This window comes from Microbacterium tenebrionis, from assembly GCF_903645325.1.
GTDB lineage: Bacteria > Actinomycetota > Actinomycetes > Actinomycetales > Microbacteriaceae > Microbacterium > Microbacterium tenebrionis.
In genome coordinates this window covers 178,795-197,056 of the sequence record NZ_CAHJXQ010000001.1, presented here as the reverse complement: position 1 = coordinate 197,056, position 18,262 = coordinate 178,795, and the positions used below count along the sequence as shown (strand labels likewise).

Here is an 18,262-nt window from a genome sequence, read left to right as displayed (position 1 = left end):
CGGCATGAACACGGGCTGAACCGAGCGGCCGCGGGGCGTTGACGACGTTCGCGGCGGGCCGTCAAGGCAGAGAAAAACCGCGAGCGCGATGCTTCAGATCGTCCGCGCCCGCGGTCAGCGCTGGGGACGCTATTTCTGGGGTACTCCGAACGTAGAACTCACTGGGGCGACCCATAAGGCACGAATGTCGATTCCGCATTGGACGTTCGACCAGAAATGCCTCGGCGGCTCAGGTGACGGGAAGCCTGGCGGACACTCGCCATTGCCCATCGACGGCTTGCGCGCTGAACTGGCCACTGGCTCCGATGACGCGCTCGGCCATGCGGTTCAGGCCGGTCCCGCTCGAGGGCAGGTCGCGTCGCGGGGTGTGCGGGAGCGGGCTGGTGATCGTCAGCGCGGCAGCCTCGTCATCCACCACGAGGCGGATGACGACTTCGCCGGCACCGGCGTGCTTGAGGATGTTGGTCGCCGACTCGCGGACGATGCGGCCGAGGACGATCTCGGCGATGCGGGGCAGGCGTCCGTCGCGGGGATCGCCTTCGGTGACGACCGGGTGCCCGGCAGCCTCGATCTCGGTGCGGGCCTCATCGATGGCCTCGGCGAGGTCACCGGTCTGCACGACCGAAGCGCGGGGGCCGTCGTCGGCGAGTTCGATCACGAATCGCAGGTCGGCCATCGCCTTGCGCGCGGCGGCGCTGATCGCTTCCTGCGAGTCACGACTGATCTTGGGGTCGTCGAGCATCTGGACGTGCAGAGCCACCACCGTGAGATGGTGCGCGATGCTGTCGTGGAGCTCGCCGGCGATCCATCGTCGCTCGGCGAGGACGGCCTGGCGTTCCTGCTCGGCCTGGACGGCGAGCTTCTCCTCGAGGCGATGTCCGCGTGCGGAGGCGACGCGCAGCGCGAAGCCGATCGCACCCGCCACGGTCGCGATGATCAGGTAGATGCCGACGTTGACCGGGGTGCCCAGATCGCCGTAGGCCACGATCGCCGTAGCAACCAGGAAGGAACCGAGGTACGTGAATATCAGTGCGGTACTGCCCAGCCTCATCACGAGACCAGCCGCCACCGCTGCAGCGAGGATCACGGTGAACTCGGTTCCCGTCAGAAACGACAACCCGAACACGATCCCCAGTGTGGCCGTGGCAATCCACGGCGACCACAGAAAGAGGGCGAATGCAGAGGTGGTTGCGACGCTGAGGAGCAGCGCCGGCACATCCGCGCCGGGCGTGAAGATGATGCCGATGACATCGCCTATGACCAGGACCCCGATGACCGCGAGCATCGTCACCCGCTCGGGGAGGCTCAGCGATTCTTCGCGTGTCAGCCGAAGGAGGCCCGGATTGTCCTTGGCTGATGTGAGGCGCATAGGTTCACTATCTCCTATTCGCCAGGTAATCTAGCGGATGATGCCAAGTGCGCGAGCAAGCTGTTCCCAAAACGACATAGTGTTCACCACCTAAATTACGTCTTTCGTCGAATGTCTGTATTCATCCTCTCGGTGGGGATCCGAGAGCACATCTGACTCTCGTTTACTTTTTGATAGCCAAACGTCTATGTAGGCGCCTTGGGCACAAGTACCCCCCGTTAGGCTTCCCTCATGCCGCAGATCCGTGTCCTCATCGTCGACGACGATCCCCTCGTGCGCACCGCGCTTTCGCACTTCGTCTCACGCGATCCCGAGATCGACGTCATCGGCGAGGCGGAGACCGGGCTCGAGGCGATCGCGTTCGTCGAGAAGGACCGCCCCGACGTCGTGATGATGGATGTGCAGATGCCCGAGATGAACGGCATCGAGGCCACGGGCAGGATCGCCGAGCGCTGGCCCGACGTGCGCATCCTCGCTGTCACGACTCTGGACGGCAGCGACACCGTTCTGCCGATGCTGAGCGCAGGAGCATCCGGCTACATGCTCAAGGACTCCAGCGCCGACAGCATCCTCGCCGCCGTCCGCGAGGTGCACAGCGGGGCCAGCTCGCTGTCCCCTTCGATCGCGTCGCTCCTCATCAAGCACGTCCGCGACGAGGCGCCGACCGGCGCCCGCGCCGATGAGCTCGAAGCGCTCACCGAGCGCGAGACCGAGGTTCTCGAGTGCCTGTCTCAGGGCATGTCCAACGCCGAGATCGCGCGTGCGCTCATCGTCTCCGAGGGCACGGTCAAGGCACACCTCGGGCGCATCATGTCGAAGTGGCATGTGCGCGACCGCGTGCAGATCCTCGTCACCGCCGCACAGGCAGGACTCGTCAGCTTCCACTGACCGCACCACCTCGCGCGCTCAGAGCGCGAGCAGTACGATCCCGGCCACGACGATCCCGGATGCCCCCAGCCTCGCCACCGGCCTGCTCTCCTTCAGCGCGACCACGCCGAACAGGCTCACCAGCACGACGCTGACCTCGCGCAGCGGTGCGACGAGCGCGACGGGCGCGAGGGTGACGGCGACGAGGATGAGGATGTACGACAGCGGGGACAGGAACCCGAACACGACGATCCGCCGCCACTGGAATCGGGCGAACGCCGCCGTCTCACGCCACCGCCCGCGCAGCATCACGGAGTAGATGACGATCTCCATCACGCACGTCCCGACCATGTACGGGATGGGCGCCAGGTGCCATGCGCGGACGGCGTGGGTGTCCCAGATCGTGTACGTCGCGATCGCGACGCCGGTGAGCAGACCGAACACCAGCGAGGGATCGACCCACCGACGGGTGTCGCCGCGCGACGGGCGATCGACCAGGCCGAGCGCGACAACTCCGGCGATGATGGCCGCCACCCCGACCAGGGCCCACCCGGACGGCCGCTCCCCCAGCATGACGATGGCCGCGATCACCGCCAGGAACGGACCGCTCCCCCGCGCCGTCGCGTACACCGTGGAGAGGTTGCCCACGCGGTAGCCGTGCTGGAGCACGAGCATGTAGACGACGTGCAGCACTCCCGAGACGCCGACGCCGATGAGGAAGCCGGTCAGATCGCTCTGCTGCACCCCGCCCGTGAAGGGGATGGCGATGCCCCAGATAACGGCGCCGGCGACAGCCCCGCACCACAGGAACGGGATGCCGGCACGGCTGATGCCGTGGGCGATGACGTTCCACACGGCGTGCGCGACGGCGGCGGAGAAGACGAGGACGAGAGCGAGTGCAGACATGGGAGCCTTCTGTCCGTCAGCGGGCGCGACGAACGGGCTCCTCCGGGCTTTTAGTCCTGTCAGATGACGACCGGCCCACGTAGGCCCGCCGTGGTGCCGCTCGGACCAGTCGGGCGTAAGCCCCGGAACCCTAGGCACTGTCGCGCGACACCATAACACCCCGCTGTGAACAGCAGGTGGTGCATGCGACGCCGATACGATCGAACCCATGGTCGTCACTCCCGCCGCCCTCGCTCATGCCGAGGACCTCGCCGATTTCGTCTCCGCATCGCCCTCGAGCTATCACGCTGCCGCCGAGGTGGCGCGCCGCCTCGAGGAGGTCGGATTCACCCGGCTGGACGAGCTGGAGGACTGGCCGGCGCAGCCGGGCGGGCGGTTCGTCGTCGTCCGCGACGGAGCCGTGATCGCCTGGGTCGTGCCGGCGGATGCCGCACCCACCATGCCCGCGCAGATCCTCGGCGCGCACACCGACTCCCCCGGCTTCAAGCTCAAGCCGCAGCCGACGACCGGCTCACGCGGGTGGCGCAGGCGGGCGTCGAGGTGTACGGCGGACCGCGCTGAACTCCTGGTTCGACCGCGAGCCGCGCCTGGCCGGGCGCCTCGCGCTCGCCGACGGCGCTGTCGTGCTCGCCGACACCGGAGCGCCGCTGCGCCTCGCCGCGCTCGCCATCCACCTGGACCGCGAGGCGAACAAGGCTCTGTCCCTCGACAAGCAGATGCAGACGCAGCCGGTCTGGGGGCTCGGCGATCCGCTCGAGGAGGACCTGCTCGGCGAGCTCGCGGCATCCGCCGGTGTGAACGCCGCAGACGTCCGCGGATTCGACGCGGTCGTCGCCGACTCGGCACGCGGAGCCGTGTTCGGCAAGGACAGCGCGTTCTTCGCCAGCGGCCGCCTCGACGACCTGGCATCCGTCCACGCCGGCGTCGTGGCCCTCTCTTCCACGTTGAAGGATGACGCCGGCAGCATCGCCGTCCTCGCGGCATTCGACCACGAGGAGCTCGGCTCCGCATCGCGCTCAGGAGCCGCAGGTCCCTTCCTCGAGGATGTGCTGTCGCGCGTGTATGCCGGCCTTGGCGCGGATGCGACCGAGCAGCGCCGCGCGTACGCGGCATCCTGGCACCTCTCCAGCGACGTCGGGCACTCGGTGCACCCGAACTACGTGTTCAAGCACGACCCGGTCGTCCAGCCGTTGCTGGGGTCGGGTCCGATCCTGAAGATCAACGCGAACCAGCGCTATGCGACGGATGCCGTAGGCGCAGCCGCGTGGGCGTCGTGGTGCGAGAGCGCCGGGGTCGCATCGCAGGAGTTCGTGTCGAACAACAGCGTGCCGTGCGGGTCGACGATCGGCCCGATCACTGCCACGCGCCTGGGCATCCGCACGGTCGACGTCGGCATCCCGATCCTGTCGATGCACTCGGCCCGTGAGCTCGCAGGCGTCACCGACCTGCACGACCTCACCCGCGTCGCGGAGGCGTTCTTCTCCGCCTGACGGTCGATCCCTGAGCCTGCCGAACGGTCGCGCCCCGCGGTCACCGCCGCAGTGCCAATATGGGGGCATGTCAGAGAAGATCGCAGCAGCGCCGGCACTGATCGAGCGCGCGGGCATCGAAGTGATTCCCGAATCCGAGCGCACGGCGAAGCCGCGCGACCTGTTCTGGCCGTGGTTCGCGGCCAACGTGTCGGTGTTCGGCATGTCGTACGGGTCGTTCGTGCTCGGCTTCGGCATCTCGTTCTGGCAGGCGACGATCGTGTCGATCATCGGCATCGTCATCTCGTTCGCGCTGTGCGGGCTGATCGCGATCGCCGGCAAGCGCGGCTCGGCGCCCACGATGGTGCTCTCCCGCGCCGCATTCGGCGTACACGGTCAGAAGGTGCCCGGCATCGTGTCGTGGCTCACGTCGATCGGGTGGGAGACGTTCCTCGCCATCATGGCGGTGCTCGCCACTGCGACCGTCATCACGCAACTCGGCGGCGACGGCGACAGCGTCGCACTGAAGATCATCGCGACCGTCGTGGTCGCAGCGCTCATCGTCGCGGCATCCGTCCTCGGCTATCACACGATCATGAAGATGCAGTCGGTGCTCACCTGGATCACCGGTGCCGTCACGATCCTCTACGTCATCCTCACGATCCCGCACATCGACTTCGCCGCGGTCATGGCCCTGCCCGCCGGCGGCATCGGCGCCGTGATCGGCGCGCTCGTCATGGTCATGACCGGCTTCGGCCTCGGCTGGATCAACATCGCCGCCGACTGGTCGCGGTATCAGAAGCGCACGGCATCGGACGGCGCGATCGTCTTCTGGAACACGTTCGGCGGCGCGATCGCACCCGTGCTGCTCGTCGTCTTCGGTCTGCTGCTCGCCGGATCCGACGAAGACCTCATGGCGGCTGTCGGCGCCGACCCGATCGGAGCACTCGCGACGCTCCTGCCGATCTGGGTGCTCGTGCCATTCCTGCTCACCGCCGTGCTCGCGCTCGTCTCGGGCGCGGTTCTCGGCATCTACTCGTCGGGTCTGACGCTGATCAGCCTCGGCATCCGCATCCCGCGGCCGTCGGCAGCAGCGATCGACGGGGTCATCCTCACGCTCGGCACGATCTGGGTGGTGTTCTTCGCGACGGACTTCCTCGGACCCTTCCAGTCGTTCCTCATCACGCTCGGCGTCCCGCTGGCGTCGTGGGCCGGCATCCTCATCGCCGACATCCTGCGCCGCCGCAAGGACTACGACGAAGATGCTCTGTTCGATGCCCGCGGCCGCTACGGCGCGTGGGATTGGACCTCGATCATCACGATGGTCGTCACGTCGGTCATCGGCTGGGGACTCGTCGTGAACAACTTCGCCGAAGATGCCGCGTGGAACAACTGGCAGGGATACCTGCTGTTCGCCATCGGCGGGCGTGACGGCGACTGGGCATACGCGAACCTCGGCGTCTTCTTCGCGCTGGTGCTGTCGTTCCTCGTGACGTGGTTCGCCCGGGCGGCGAAGATCCGGCGGCAGGAAGCATGAGCTCCTCGCGGCCTGAGCCCACCAAGGAGTGGCTGGTCGTCATCGACCCGCAGAACATCTTCGCGTCGCCCGACTCGGACTGGGGATCGCCGTTCTTCGCCGAGGCGATGCCGCGCATCCGCACGCTCGCGGACGCGTTCGGCGAGCGTGTGATCGTCACGCGATGGATGCCGACCGCAGACCGCTCCACGTCATGGGGCGAGTACTTCGCCGCGTGGCCGTTCGCCGACCAGCCGCCGAGCGACCCGCTCTTCGATCTGGTTCCGGACGCCGCCACGCTGTCCACCCGGCCGACGCTCGACCTGCCGACGTTCGGGAAGTGGGGCCCGGAACTGGAGGCGATCGTCGGCCGCGGCGGACGATTCGTTCTCGCGGGCGTCTCGACGGACTGCTGCGTGCTCTCCACGGCGCTGGCCGCGGCGGATGCGGGGGCGCGCGTCACAATCGCCACCGACGCCTGCGCCGGCTCGACCGCCGAGAACCACGCCGCGGCGCTGCACGTCATGGGGCTGTATCCGCCACAGTTGACGCTCGCAACGACGGCCGAGGTGCTCGCCGGCCGCTGAGCCGGCTTCGACGTCAGGCGGCGGCCCGAACCGCGGCCGCGGCTTCGGCCGGGCTCCCCCGACACGGGGCGCCGTGGCCGGGCAGCACCCATGATGCCGAAACGGCGGCGAGCCGATCGAGGGATGCGAGCGCCTCGGCAGGCTCGTCCGTGAACGGCGCCGGCTGCGCTCCCTCATGTCCGGTCAGCACATGCCTGGTCGTCAGCGCATCGCCGACGAACACGGCACCCGCGGCCGGGACGTGCACGGCGATGCTGCTGACGCCTGACCGATCGTTCAGGATATCCTCGAGGATCATGGGCACCGAAGCGGACGATACGGCCGGAAACGAACGGCGGCTCGAGGACACGATCGTCACCGATCTGTCGGGACGCATGACCTACGGGTCCTATCTCGGCCTCGATCAGCTGCTCTCGGCGCAGCATCCGGTCAGTGTTCCCGAGCACCACGACGAGATGCTGTTCATCATCCAGCACCAGACCACCGAGCTGTGGCTGAAGCAGATGCTGCACGAGCTGTCCTCCGCGCGCACGCTGCTCGCCAGCGACGACCTGCGCGAAGCACTCAAGCGCGTCGCGCGCGTCAAGCGCATCCAGGACGTCATGACCCAGCAGTGGTCCGTGCTCGCGACCCTCACCCCGACCGAATACGCGCAGTTCCGCGGAGCGCTGGGGAACTCGTCCGGATTCCAGTCGGTGCAGTACCGCGCCGTGGAGTTCGCGCTGGGCAACAAGAACGAGCGGATGCTTTCAGTCTTCCGCGACCACCCCGCGAACCTGGCCCTGCTGACGGCGGAGTTCGAGCGGCCCACGCTGTACGACGAGTTCCTGCGCTACGCGTCGCGGCGCGGCATCCCGATCCCGGCAGAGATCCTCGAGCGCGACGTCCGCGAACCGTACCGCCCGCACCCGTCCCTCGTGCCGGCGATCCGCGAGATCTACGAGGACCCGCGCACGCACTGGGATCTGTACGAGGCATGCGAGGATCTCGTCGACCTCGAAGACAACTTCCAGTTCTGGCGGTTCCGGCACCTGAAGACCGTCGCGCGCACCATCGGCATGAAGCCCGGGACCGGTGGTTCGAGCGGCGTCGGGTTCCTGCAGAAGGCGCTCGAACTGACCTTCTTCCCCGAGCTGTACACGGTGCGCACCGAGATCGGGGCCTGATGCGCCGGGTCGCCCGCGGCTTCGTGGTCGGCGGATTCACCGATCACCACGTGCACCTGCAGTTGGTCGACGCATCGCTGCTCGCGGGCTCTGTGCTGGGTCGGGTCGTGGACCTCGGCGGGAACCCGGAGGTGATCGCCGGGCTGTCGCGGAGCGTCGCCTCGCACAACTCCGGAGAGCTGACGTCAACACAGCTCTCGGCTGCCGAAGCAGCCCCGTTCGACGGAGAATCTCCGGAGTTATCCGGCGGGGGCGGGGTGCAGATCGCCTTCGCCGGGGCATTCCTGACGCCCCCGGGCGGCTACCCGTCGGACCGCGCCTGGGCGCCGGCGGGTTCGGTGCGCGAGATCGGCGACGCGGATGCCGCAGCCGCGGCCGTCGCGGAGATGGCGGATGCCGGCGCGAACTGCATCAAGGTCGCGAGCAACAGCACGGCGGGCCCGGTGTTCTCCGACGACCTGTTCACGGCGATCCTCGAACTCGCGGCATCCCACGGGCTGCTTGTCGTCGTGCACGCCGAAGGACCCGGCCAGGCGCAGCGAGCGGCACGGCTCGGCGCCGATCTGCTCGCGCATGCTCCTTTCACCGAACGGCTCACCGATGACGAGATCGCTGAGCAGGCGGCATCCGTGCAGTGGATCTCGACGCTCGCGATCCACACCGGCCGGGCGTATGCGACGGCGATCGACAACGTCCGCCGGTTCCACGCCGCCGGTGGCGTCGTGCTGTACGGCACCGACATGGGCAACGGCGATACGCCCGCCGGTCTCAGCGAGCGCGAGGTCGCGCCCTGCGCGACGCCGGCATCGACGGCGACGATCTGATCCGCGCCTTCGCACCGGTCGACGGAGCGCGGGCACTGTTCATCCCCGGCGACAGCCCCGACCCGCTGCTCGCCCGCCCGCTCACCCCCGCCGACCTGGAGGCCTGATATGACCGATCTCCTCGCCGAAGCCAGAAAGCTCGACGCCCGCGATCCGCTCGCCGCGCACCGTGATGCATTCGTCGACGCGCCCGGCGTCAGCGCCTACCTCGACGGGAACTCGCTCGGACGCCCGCTGCGCGAACTGCCCGACCGCCTCGCCGCGTTCATCCGCGAAGACTGGGGCACGCGCCTCATCCGCTCGTGGGACGAGGAGTGGATGGACCTGCCGACCCGACTCGGCGACCGCATCGGCGCCCTGTGCCTGGGCGCTGCCGCCGGGCAGACCGTCGTCGCGGACTCGACCACGGTGCTGCTGTACAAGCTCATGCGCGCGGCTGTGGACGCCCGTCCAAACCGTTCGGATATCGTCATCGAGGAGGGCAACTTCCCCACCGACCGGTTCGTCGCCGAGGGCGTCGCAGCCGAGCGCGGGATGACGCTGCGTTGGGTCGCTGCCGACCCGGTCGCCGGCGTGCAGGTCGCCGACATCGAGGCGGTCGTGAACGAGAACACCGCGCTCGTCGTGCTCAGCCACGTCGACTACCGCTCGGGCGCGCTGGCCGACATGGCGGCGATCACGGATGCCGTGCACGCATCCGGCGCGCTGATGCTCTGGGACCTCTGCCACTCGGTCGGCGTGATCCCGACCGAGCTCGACGCGTGCGGTGCCGACCTCGCGGTCGGCTGCACGTACAAGTATCTGAACGGCGGTCCGGGCTCCCCCGCGTTCGGGTATGTCAACGCCCGTCATCATGGCGTGCTGCGCCAGCCCGTTCAGGGATGGATGGGCGCCGGAGACGTGTTCGCGATGAGCTCGGCGTATGCGCCGGCCGACGGCATCCGCCAGTTCATCAGCGGCACGCCGCCCGTGCTCGGGATGCTGGCGATGCAGGGCATGCTCGACCTCATCGAGCAGGCGACCATCGACGCCGTGCGCGAGAAGTCGAAGACGCTGACGGATCTGGTCGTGCAGGCTTACGACGAGGAGCTCGCGCCGCTCGGCGTGCGGCTCCTCAGCCCGCGGGATGCGGCTGCGCGCGGCGGCCACGTCACGATTGGCCACCCGGATTTCGCCGAGGTGACGAAGACGCTGTGGGCGGACGGGGTGATCCCGGACTTCCGGTTCCCCGACGGCATCCGGCTCGGGCTGTCACCGCTGAGCACCTCGCATCAGGAGGCGCTCAGCGGCGTGCTGGCCGTCCGGGATGCACTGGGCTGACGCTCAGCCGGCGACGGCTCCGACGAAGGCCCGCACGTTCTCGCCGAGCCGTTCGATGCGGGCGAGCCTGGCCGCCTCGCGGTCGAATCCCTCGTATGCGAGCGGCGGCAGCAGGCGAACCGTGTGCGAGCAGCCGAACTCCGAGCACGCGAGGGTGCCGACGGTGTCGCCGTTGCGACCGGCAGGTCCCGCCTTGCGCGCCGCGAAGAACTGCACGTCGTTGCGGAGCGTGACGTCGTCGCACCACGAGCACTGGGCGCGGGATGCGACCCTCTGCTCGGCGCGCTGCAGCAGCACTCCGGTGTGGACGCCGTCGATCTCGACCACGACGTAAGCCCGGCGGGCGAACTTCGGGTCGCTCCAGCCGAGATAGTCGAGCTTGTCGAAGTCGATCTCGGCGAAGCCCGGGGGAAGGGCGAGCGATGAGGCCTCCTTGCGGGAGGCGTTGATGAAGGATGCGCGGATGGCGCGCTCGTCGATGGGACCCATGGTGATGCTTTCTGTTCTGGCGTGAGATCGAAGTCGGCATCACTCAGACGGATGCCGGGTACGACGATCTGCCGGCGACGGGGTTCCGCCTCCGGCTGATGATCAGCCTCTGCCGCCGGCGCGATGTGCGCCTGCGACCGCCTTCCGCGCCCGCCGGGCGCTCTCTGTGAACAGCACCCGGCGAGTCTACGCCTGTCCCTGCCGCGTCAGCTCGACGTCAGCGCCGCGATCTCATAGCGCCGCGGCGTGCCGAACCGGTGCGACGAGATCGACACCGCCTGCTCGCGCAGGTACGGCAGCAGCTCGATCCGGCCCGCGCTGACGACGGCTCCGGCGTATACGGCGACCGCGGGCGACCCGCCGGTCGCGGCCACGACAGCGGCGAGGTCGCCGCCGACGAGACGGATCCGCCCGCCCGTCTCCGCGATCCGTCCGGCGCGGGCGGCCCACGCATCGGCGGACTCGACGACCGCGACGACACCTGCAGCCGCCAACCACGACCGCACCGCCGCAGGCAGCTCGGTCGCCGTGCTCACGCTCAGGCGCGATCCCGTGCGCAGGCCGGCGGCGAGCACGCGGACCGCGTGCGCGGTCTCCGCATCCTCGATCCGGATCGTCACGGGCACGGCCTGGTAGCGCAGCGCGTTCTGCTCGGTCTTCAGGCCCGTGACGTCGCGCACGGCGCCGAACTCGTCGCGCCATGCCGCGACGTCCGTCGCCAGAGCCCCGGCCAACCAGCCCGTCCCCTCGGCGCCCGGATCGGATGCCGCGGCGAGCGCTGCGGTCGAGAGGGCATCGGTGGGCGCATCCGCGGTGACCGGAGCGTCGTCCCAGTCGGAGAGACCTGCGAGATAGTTCGGGCCGCCCGCCTTGGTGCCCGCGCCGACGGCCGCCTTCTTCCAGCCGCCGAACGGCTGGCGCTGCACGATCGCGCCGGTGGTGCCGCGATTGACATAGACGTTCCCCGCCTGGACGGAGGCGAGCCACTGCGCGACCTCGTCCTCGTCGAGGGAGTGCAGACCGCTCGTCAGGCCGTAGTCGATGGCGTTGACGAGGTCGATCGCCTCGGCGAGGGTCCCCGCCGTCATGATGCCGAGCACCGGACCGAAGTACTCGGTGAGGTGGAAGGGGCTGCCGGAGGCGACGCCCTCGCGGATGCCGGGCTTCCACAGCTGCCCGGCCTCATCGAGGCGCTCCGGCTCGATGACCCACTTCTCGCCCGGCTCGAGCGTGGTCAGGGCGTGCAGCAGCTTGCCCTCCGCCGGACCGATGAGGGGTCCGATGCGGCTCGCGCCGTCGCTGGGGTCGCCGACCTTGTACGAACCGACCGCGTCGATCAGCTGCCGGCGGAAGCGCTCGCTGGTCGCCACGGTCCCCACGAGAATCACGAGGGATGCCGCGGAGCACTTCTGCCCTGCGTGCCCGAACGCCGAGTAGGCGACGTCCTTGGCGGCGAGGTCGAGGTCGGCGCTCGGGGTGACGATGATCGCGTTCTTGCCGCTCGTCTCGGCGAGCAGGGGAAGGTCGGGGCGGAAGCTGCGGAACAGCTCGGCGGTCTCGTAGCCACCGGTGAGGATGACCCGCTCCACGGCCGGGTCCGACACCAGCTGCCGGCCGAGTTCGCGACCGTCCAGCTGCACGTACTGGAGGACATCGCGGGGAACCCCCGCCTCCCACAGCGCCTCGATCATGACCGCGCCGGAACGACGCGCCTGGCGCGCAGGCTTGATGATGACCGGAGACCCCGCGGCGAGCGCGGCGAGCGTTGAGCCTGCAGGGATCGCGACGGGGAAGTTCCACGGCGGGGTGACCACGGTCAGACCCACCGGCTTGTGAACGGCGCCCTCGATCGCCTCGGCGCGCTTGGCGCTCTCGGCGTAGTAGTGCGCGAAATCGATGGCCTCGGAGACCTCCGGGTCGCCCTGCTCGAGCACCTTGCCGGCTTCGGAGCCCATGACCTCGAGGAGGTCGGCACGGCGCGCCTCGAGCACGTCGCCGGCGCGATGCAGGATCGCGGCCCGCCCCTCGGCACCGAGCTCCCGCCAGGATGCGCCGGCGGCAACGGCCCGGGCGATGACGGCGTCCAGCGCCGCGGCATCCGACAGCGTGTTCTCGCTCACGGTGGCGTCGCCGAGCGTCGAGGATTCCATACGGGCGCGGATGCCGTCGCCCCATGCGCGGTTCGCCGCGAGGCTCGGGTCGGTGTCGGGGGTGTTCGTGAAGGAGTCGGACGGGGCGGGCGCGGCGGCGCGCCCACGGTCCTGCGTGCGGTTGGGAGCCGGGACGTCCTGAGGCATCGACGCGATCGAGGCCAGGAAGCGGTCGCGTTCGCGGGCGAACAGTGCGGGTTCGTCGTCGAGTTCGAAGACGGCCGACATGAAGTTGTCCGTGGAGGCCCCCTCCTCGAGGCGACGGATCAGGTAGGCGATCGCGACGTCGAACTCGGCCGGGTGGACGACCGGCGTGTAGAGCAGGAGGGAGCCGACCGTGCGGCGGACGACGGTCGCCTGCGCCGAGGCCATCCCGAGGAGCATCTCGAACTCGATGGGCAGGTCGTTCCTCATGCCCGCCGATCCTGCTGCCTGCGAAGGGCCGACGATCCCCCGCCGGTTCGCGAGCAACCAGGCCAGGGCGATGTCGAAGAGGTTGTGACCGGCGACGCCGATGCGGACGTTCCGGACGTGCTCGGGGCGCAGCGCGTAGTCGAGCACCGCCTTGTACGAGGCATCCGAGGCCTGCTTGCTGTGCCAGGTGGCGAGCGGCCAGTCATGGGTCTCGGCGTCGACCTGCTCCATGGGGAGGTTCGCGCCCTTCACGACGCGCACCTTGATCGGCGCTCCCCCGCCGTCGACGCGTGCGGCCGCCCACTCCTGCAGGCGGATCATGGCGGCCAGAGCATCGGGCAGGTAGGCCTGCAGGACGATGCCGGCCTCGAGTCCGCGGAACTCGTCCCGGTCGAGGATGCTGGTGAAGACCGCGATGGTGAGGTCGAGGTCCTTGTACTCCTCCATGTCGAGGTTGATGAACTTGTTTCTCGCGACGGCGATGCGGTACAGCGGCAGGAGCGCGTCCGCTGCGTGCGCGACGGCATCGCCGAATGCCCACGGGCTGTGCGGCGCGACCGTGGACGACACCTTGATCGAGACGTAGTCGACGTCGTCGCGTTCGAGCAGGCGGCGCGTGCCCTCCAGGCGCCGGGCCGCCTCGTCCTGACCGAGGATGGCTTCGCCGAGCAGGTTGACGTTCAGATGCACGCCCTCGTCCGAGCGGATGCGGCGGATGGCCTTGCCGAGCTTGGAGTCGGTGGCGTCCACGATGAGGTGGCGGACCATGCTCCGCAGCACGCGGCGGCTGATCGGCACGACGATGCCGGGGAACGCGGGGGCGAGCGCGCCGCCCAGCCGGATGAGGCCGCGCAGGGCTGCGGGCAGGAAGGCCGGGGTCAGCGGGACGAGCTCGCGGAGGTTGCGTGCGGCGACGGAGAGGTCCTCCGGGCGCACCACCCCGTCGACGAAACCGACGGTGAAGTCCAGCCCGTGCGGATCGCTGAGGACTCCGGCGAGGCGTGCGGCTGCCGTGTCGGCGGGGATCTCGCGGCTCTCCACGAGCCAGGTCCTCACGAGCTCAATCGCGTCGTCCGCGAGCTCTGCGATATCGGCGTTGCCGGTGCGGACTTCCGTCGTCCTGGTCATGGTGCTTCCTCACTCACGGGCGCGGCGGAGCCACGCGACCTGCTCTCAGTGTGAACCGCGATATCATGCGTGAAAAGCGCACATTCATGATCGATACCATTCGGTTTCATCGAATCCTTGAAGGAGGGGTCGTGTTCGAGCTGAGACGGCTGCGCCTGCTGCACGAACTGGCGCTGCGCGGGACGATCTCCGACGTCGCCCGCGCGCTGTCGTACAGCCCGTCGACGGTGTCGCAGCAACTCGCGCTGCTCGAGCGCGAGGCCGGCGTCGCGCTGCTCGAACCCGACGGCAGGCGACTGCGGCTCACAGCTCAGGGGCGGCTGCTCGCGGCACATGCGGCCCGTGCGATCGAGCTCGATGAGGCTGCACGAGCCGAGCTGTCGGCCTCGCAGCATGCACCGGCGCGCGTGCGCATCGCCGTGATGTCGACGGCCGCGGAAGCACTCGTCCCGGCAGCGCTGGGGCTGCTCGCCGAACGCATGCCCAGCCTGCGACTCGAGATGGTCGAGATGGCGCCCGAGGAGGGACTGTTCGAACTGCAGGCGCACGCGTTCGACCTCGTGGTCGCCGAACAGTATCCCGGGCACACCCGGGAGCTGCGGCCGGGCATCGAGCGCACGCTCCTCGGTCACGACCCCGTGCGGCTCGTCGTGCCACTGGACTCGCCCGCCACCGGACTCGCCGATCTGCACGACGCCGCATGGGCGATGGAGCCCGAGGGCGCAGCCGTTCGCCGATGGGCCGTGCAGCAGTGCCGGGCCGCGGGGTTCGAGCCGGATGTGCGGTACGAAGCGACCGATCTCACCGCGCACGCGCGACTCGCGGCCGCCGGGCACGCAGCGGCGATGCTGCCCGATCTCATCTGGACGGGCGGCCGGGATGCCGTGCGGCTGCTGGAGTTGCCGGGGAGCCCCGTGCGCGAGATCTTCGCGGCGACCCGTTCGTCCTCGCGCGGCAGCGAGGCGATCGAAGCCATCCTCACGGCGCTGCGCGATGCCCTGGAGGCGCACCGGCCGCGGTGAGCGCACCCGGAATGTTTCCCCCGGTGACGCCTCCGTTCCGCCGTGCACGGGCCGGCCCGTACTCTTGCGGGAACGTCACCCGACGTGCATCTCCCCGACCCAGGAGTCCCATCATGTCCACCGCGCACCGCACAGCATCCGCCCTCGAGGTGAGCGAGCGTGCGGCGTGCATGTGCGACCACGGCGACGTCTGCTCCTCGTTCGCTCCGGGGCACGCGCTGCACCTGATCCAGGCCCGCCTCGCGGCCGCGACGCCGAGCGAGTGGGTCGACGGGATCGTCGAGAGCACGGATGCCGCCGCGGGCGCCGTGGTCGTTCGCACCCTGGACGGCGCGGAGTGGGCACTGTGGAGCGCCCAGGGCGCGGCGCTGGAGGTCGAGCCCGGCGCGCCTGTCGCGCTGCACACGCGATATCACGTGCTCGCTGTCGGGCGCGTGCGCTTCAACGTCGCGATCTGACGGAGTCTCGGCTTCGACTCGCCTGCGGCTCGCTCAGCCCGTTTCGTCTCGCTCCGCTCGCTCAACGACCCGCGTGTCGAACCTGTCGAAGGGTCAGGCGGCCTTCATCATCATGTTCTTCATGTCCATGCACGCGTCCATGCAGGCCTTGCACGACTGAGCGCACATCTTGCACACCTCGCTGTGATCGGCGTGCTCCATGCAGGCATCCATGCAGAGCTGACACATCGCGATGCAGGCATCCAGCATCGACATCATGACCGCGGGGGTCATGCCCTGCATCCGCATCATCGAGCGCATCATCGTGTTGCACATGTCGGCGCAGTTCATGCACGCCGGGGCGCAGTCCATCAGCTGCGTCGAGCAGACCGTGCACGCCTGTTCGCACGCCGAGCACGCATCCATGCACGCCTGCATGACGGCCATGTCCATCGTCTCCATGCCGCTCATCGACTTCATGTCGTGGGACATGGCGCCCATCATCATCGAGTCCATCCGCACACCTCGCTCCGCATCGTGGTCGAGCCTCCACGCGACTCGCGCCGGGATGACGGGCTGATCAACCCGCCTGTCGCCAGGGTAATCCCGTCGTCGTCGTGCGTCGAGGGTGATCTCGCGAAGCCCGACCCTCGGTCCCAGCCAGGGCGTAGTGTCATCCTCGTGCCAGCCTTCTCAGCCATGCAGCGGCTCGTGATCACGATCGCTGCGCTCGCCTCGTTCGTGACCTTCCTCGACGGCACCGTCGTCACGGTCGCCCTGCCTGCGATCCGAGATGAGCTCGGCGGCGGCATCGCCACGCAGCAGTGGGTGGTCGACGCGTACCTCATCACGCTGAGCGCCCTGATCCTGCTCGCCGGGTCCCTGTCGGATGCTTACGGGCGGGTGCGGATCATGCGGATCGGCCTCATCGCCTTCGGCGTGGCATCCGTCGCCGTGGCCGCGGCGCCCGAACCGCTCACCCTCATCATCGCGCGCGCCTTGCAGGGGGCTGCGGGAGCGCTGCTCGTGCCGAGCTCGCTCGCCCTGATCATGGCGACGATGCGCGGCGAGCTGCAGTCGCGGGCGATCGGCGTCTGGACGGCCTTCACCACCGGAGCCCAGGTCGCCGGCCCGCTGCTGGGCGGGCTGTTCGTCGACCTGCTGTCGTGGCGCTGGGTCTTCGTGATCAACGTCGTCCCGATCGGCGTCACGCTGTTCCTGCTCGCGCGACTTCGGCTGCCCGACCATCCTCGCGGCGTGCGCGTGGACTGGTGGAGCGGCATCCTGTGCGCGGTCGGTCTCGGCGCCGTGGTGTTCGCCCTCATCGAGCAGCCGAACTTCGGCTGGGGGTCGCCGGCGATCTGGATCCCGGGTCTCGTGGGCGTGGCGATGTTCGTCGGGTTCCTCGTCCGCCAGCGGCAGTCCCCGGACCCGCTCATGCCGCTGTCGCTGTTCGGCGCCCGCAACTTCGCCTGGGGTAACCTCGCGACGCTCTTCATCTATGCGGCCCTGTCGCTCAATGGCTTCGTGATCGGGGTGTATCTGCAGGAGGGAGCGGGGCTCCCGGCGACAGCGGCGGGCCTGGCGAGCCTGCCGATCACGATCCTCATGATCCTGCTGAGCTCGCAGGCGGGCGCCTGGGCGGGTCGGCTCGGTCCGCGACTGTTCATGACCGTCGGCCCTCTGCTCATGGCCGCCGGCGCCCTGCTGCTGCTCACGGTCGCCCCGGAGTTCAGCTACTGGTGGCAGGTCCTGCCGTCGATGATCGTGCTGGGACTCGGGCTCTCGCTGACCGTCGCTCCGCTCACCTCGGCCGTGCTCGGCGCGATCGACCAGAGACGCTCCGGAATCGCCTCGGCGGTCAACAACGCCATCTCGCGCGTCGCGGGCCTCATCGTGGTGGCGATGCTGTCGACGATCGTCGGCGGAACGCTCGACCTCGACGGCTTCCACAGCGCGGCCTGGGTGACCGCGGCGCTCATGGCCGCCGGCGGGATCGTCTCGTGGATCGGCATCCGCAAGACGGCGTTCGCGGAACCCGAACCGGCGGAGTGACCCCGCGCGATCAGCCGCCCAGCGAGTCGAGCAGCTCGACGAAGCGATCGAGGTCGTCGGCCGACCAGGCGTGCAGGCGATCCTTGATGCGCCCCTCGTAACCGGCCCGCGCGATGGCGATGCGCTCCTGCGCCAGGTCGGTGGCGACGAGCACGCGCGCCCTGCGGTCCTCCGGGTCGGGAAGGCTCTCGACGAGGCCCAGCTCCTCGAGCTGGCGCACGTGGCGGCTCACCGCCGACTTGTCGGTCTGCAGGCGCTCGATGATGGCACCCGCCGAGGTGGCCTTGCCCGTCGCGATCGACACGAGCACCTGATAGCCCAGCGGCTGCAGGTCGGGGTGCACGATGGCGGCGGCATCCCGCCAGCTGACGCGGATGCGGGCGAACAATCGGCCGAGCCCCTGCTCGACCCGGGTGACGGCCCGGTCGAGACGCTCATCCTCGTCCGCGGGCTCCGCGGCGGGGTCGGCGGTCGCTTCGGTCACATCCGCCAGTTTATGGGCGTCGCCCCGCCGTTTCGAAGACGGCGGGGCGACGCGCGTGC

16 protein-coding genes and 1 pseudogene are annotated in these 18,262 nt (G+C 69.4%); 10 read left to right on the top strand and 7 right to left on the bottom strand.

Annotation, left to right across the window (positions count from 1 at the left end; genetic code table 11):
- Positions 1–229 precede the first annotated feature (229 nt).
- On the bottom strand, positions 230–1,369 hold the full coding sequence (locus tag HWX58_RS00940) for a sensor histidine kinase (protein WP_175985078.1): 1,140 nt from the start codon (positions 1,367–1,369) through the stop codon (positions 230–232).
- 231 nt (positions 1,370–1,600) lie between these two features.
- Here HWX58_RS00940 and HWX58_RS00935 point away from each other — a divergent pair, with 231 nt between their 5' ends.
- The gene (locus tag HWX58_RS00935) at positions 1,601–2,257 is read left to right on the top strand and encodes a response regulator (protein WP_175985076.1); all 657 of its coding nucleotides are present in this window, start codon (positions 1,601–1,603) and stop codon (positions 2,255–2,257) included.
- Between the two features lie 18 nt (positions 2,258–2,275).
- Here HWX58_RS00935 and HWX58_RS00930 read toward each other — a convergent pair whose 3' ends face one another.
- Positions 2,276–3,142 carry an EamA family transporter gene (locus HWX58_RS00930; protein WP_175985074.1) on the bottom strand — a complete coding sequence of 289 codons (867 nt, stop codon included), beginning with the start codon at positions 3,140–3,142 and terminating at the stop codon, positions 2,276–2,278.
- 208 nt (positions 3,143–3,350) lie between these two features.
- Between HWX58_RS00930 and HWX58_RS00925 the strand changes: the two are divergent.
- The 3 genes and pseudogenes from HWX58_RS00925 to HWX58_RS00915 all read left to right on the top strand — a co-directional run bounded on the left by HWX58_RS00925 (position 3,351) and on the right by HWX58_RS00915 (position 6,714).
- Positions 3,351–4,632, top strand: a pseudogene (locus tag HWX58_RS00925) (M18 family aminopeptidase).
- Positions 4,633–4,699: 67 nt separating this feature from the next.
- The gene (locus tag HWX58_RS00920; RefSeq protein ID WP_175985071.1) at positions 4,700–6,148 is read left to right on the top strand and encodes a purine-cytosine permease family protein; all 1,449 of its coding nucleotides are present in this window, start codon (positions 4,700–4,702) and stop codon (positions 6,146–6,148) included.
- Positions 6,145–6,714 (top strand): cysteine hydrolase family protein, encoded by a 570-nt coding sequence (locus tag HWX58_RS00915; RefSeq protein ID WP_175985068.1) that lies wholly within the window; start codon positions 6,145–6,147, stop codon positions 6,712–6,714. The genes HWX58_RS00920 and HWX58_RS00915 overlap by 4 nt, the downstream gene beginning before the upstream one ends.
- Before the next feature lie 13 nt (positions 6,715–6,727).
- Here HWX58_RS00915 and HWX58_RS00910 read toward each other — a convergent pair whose 3' ends face one another.
- Positions 6,728–7,012 carry an MBL fold metallo-hydrolase gene (locus HWX58_RS00910; RefSeq protein WP_250646030.1) on the bottom strand — a complete coding sequence of 95 codons (285 nt, stop codon included), beginning with the start codon at positions 7,010–7,012 and terminating at the stop codon, positions 6,728–6,730.
- Here HWX58_RS00910 and HWX58_RS00905 point away from each other — a divergent pair.
- The 3 genes from HWX58_RS00905 to HWX58_RS00895 all read left to right on the top strand — a co-directional run bounded on the left by HWX58_RS00905 (position 7,011) and on the right by HWX58_RS00895 (position 10,024).
- Positions 7,011–7,880 (top strand): tryptophan 2,3-dioxygenase, encoded by an 870-nt coding sequence (locus HWX58_RS00905; RefSeq protein WP_175985065.1) that lies wholly within the window; start codon positions 7,011–7,013, stop codon positions 7,878–7,880. The genes HWX58_RS00910 and HWX58_RS00905 overlap by 2 nt on opposite strands.
- Positions 7,880–8,704, top strand: a complete 825-nt coding sequence (locus tag HWX58_RS00900; RefSeq protein WP_175985063.1) for an amidohydrolase family protein — start codon at positions 7,880–7,882, stop codon at positions 8,702–8,704. The genes HWX58_RS00905 and HWX58_RS00900 overlap by 1 nt, the downstream gene beginning before the upstream one ends.
- Positions 8,705–8,812: 108 nt before the next feature.
- A complete protein-coding gene (locus tag HWX58_RS00895) occupies positions 8,813–10,024 on the top strand; it encodes a kynureninase (RefSeq protein ID WP_175985061.1) in 1,212 nt (403 codons plus the stop codon).
- A 3-nt stretch (positions 10,025–10,027) separates the two neighbouring features.
- Here HWX58_RS00895 and HWX58_RS00890 read toward each other — a convergent pair whose 3' ends face one another.
- Both HWX58_RS00890 and HWX58_RS00885 read right to left on the bottom strand, forming a co-directional pair.
- Positions 10,028–10,513 carry an FBP domain-containing protein gene (locus HWX58_RS00890; RefSeq protein WP_175985060.1) on the bottom strand — a complete coding sequence of 162 codons (486 nt, stop codon included), beginning with the start codon at positions 10,511–10,513 and terminating at the stop codon, positions 10,028–10,030.
- A 206-nt stretch (positions 10,514–10,719) separates the two neighbouring features.
- On the bottom strand, positions 10,720–14,205 hold the full coding sequence (locus HWX58_RS00885; RefSeq protein WP_175985059.1) for a bifunctional proline dehydrogenase/L-glutamate gamma-semialdehyde dehydrogenase: 3,486 nt from the start codon (positions 14,203–14,205) through the stop codon (positions 10,720–10,722).
- A gap of 131 nt (positions 14,206–14,336) precedes the next feature.
- Here HWX58_RS00885 and HWX58_RS00880 point away from each other — a divergent pair, with 131 nt between their 5' ends.
- Entirely contained in the window at positions 14,337–15,227 is an 891-nt protein-coding gene (locus HWX58_RS00880; protein WP_175985058.1) for a LysR family transcriptional regulator, read from the top strand.
- 113 nt (positions 15,228–15,340) lie between these two features.
- The gene (locus tag HWX58_RS00875; RefSeq protein WP_250646029.1) at positions 15,341–15,685 is read left to right on the top strand and encodes a hypothetical protein; all 345 of its coding nucleotides are present in this window, start codon (positions 15,341–15,343) and stop codon (positions 15,683–15,685) included.
- A gap of 93 nt (positions 15,686–15,778) precedes the next feature.
- On the opposite strand, the gene HWX58_RS15540 is transcribed toward HWX58_RS00875, so the two are convergent.
- On the bottom strand, positions 15,779–16,090 hold the full coding sequence (locus HWX58_RS15540) for a four-helix bundle copper-binding protein (protein ID WP_508619497.1): 312 nt from the start codon (positions 16,088–16,090) through the stop codon (positions 15,779–15,781).
- A gap of 273 nt (positions 16,091–16,363) precedes the next feature.
- Between HWX58_RS15540 and HWX58_RS00865 the strand changes: the two genes are divergently transcribed.
- Positions 16,364–17,719, top strand: coding sequence for an MFS transporter (locus tag HWX58_RS00865; RefSeq protein ID WP_175985620.1), 1,356 nt, complete (start codon positions 16,364–16,366; stop codon positions 17,717–17,719).
- Between the two features lie 10 nt (positions 17,720–17,729).
- Here HWX58_RS00865 and HWX58_RS00860 read toward each other — a convergent pair whose 3' ends face one another.
- Complete coding sequence (locus tag HWX58_RS00860; RefSeq protein ID WP_250646026.1) at positions 17,730–18,203, bottom strand: MarR family winged helix-turn-helix transcriptional regulator; 474 nt, start codon at positions 18,201–18,203, stop codon at positions 17,730–17,732.
- Between the last annotated feature and the right edge of the window lie 59 nt (positions 18,204–18,262).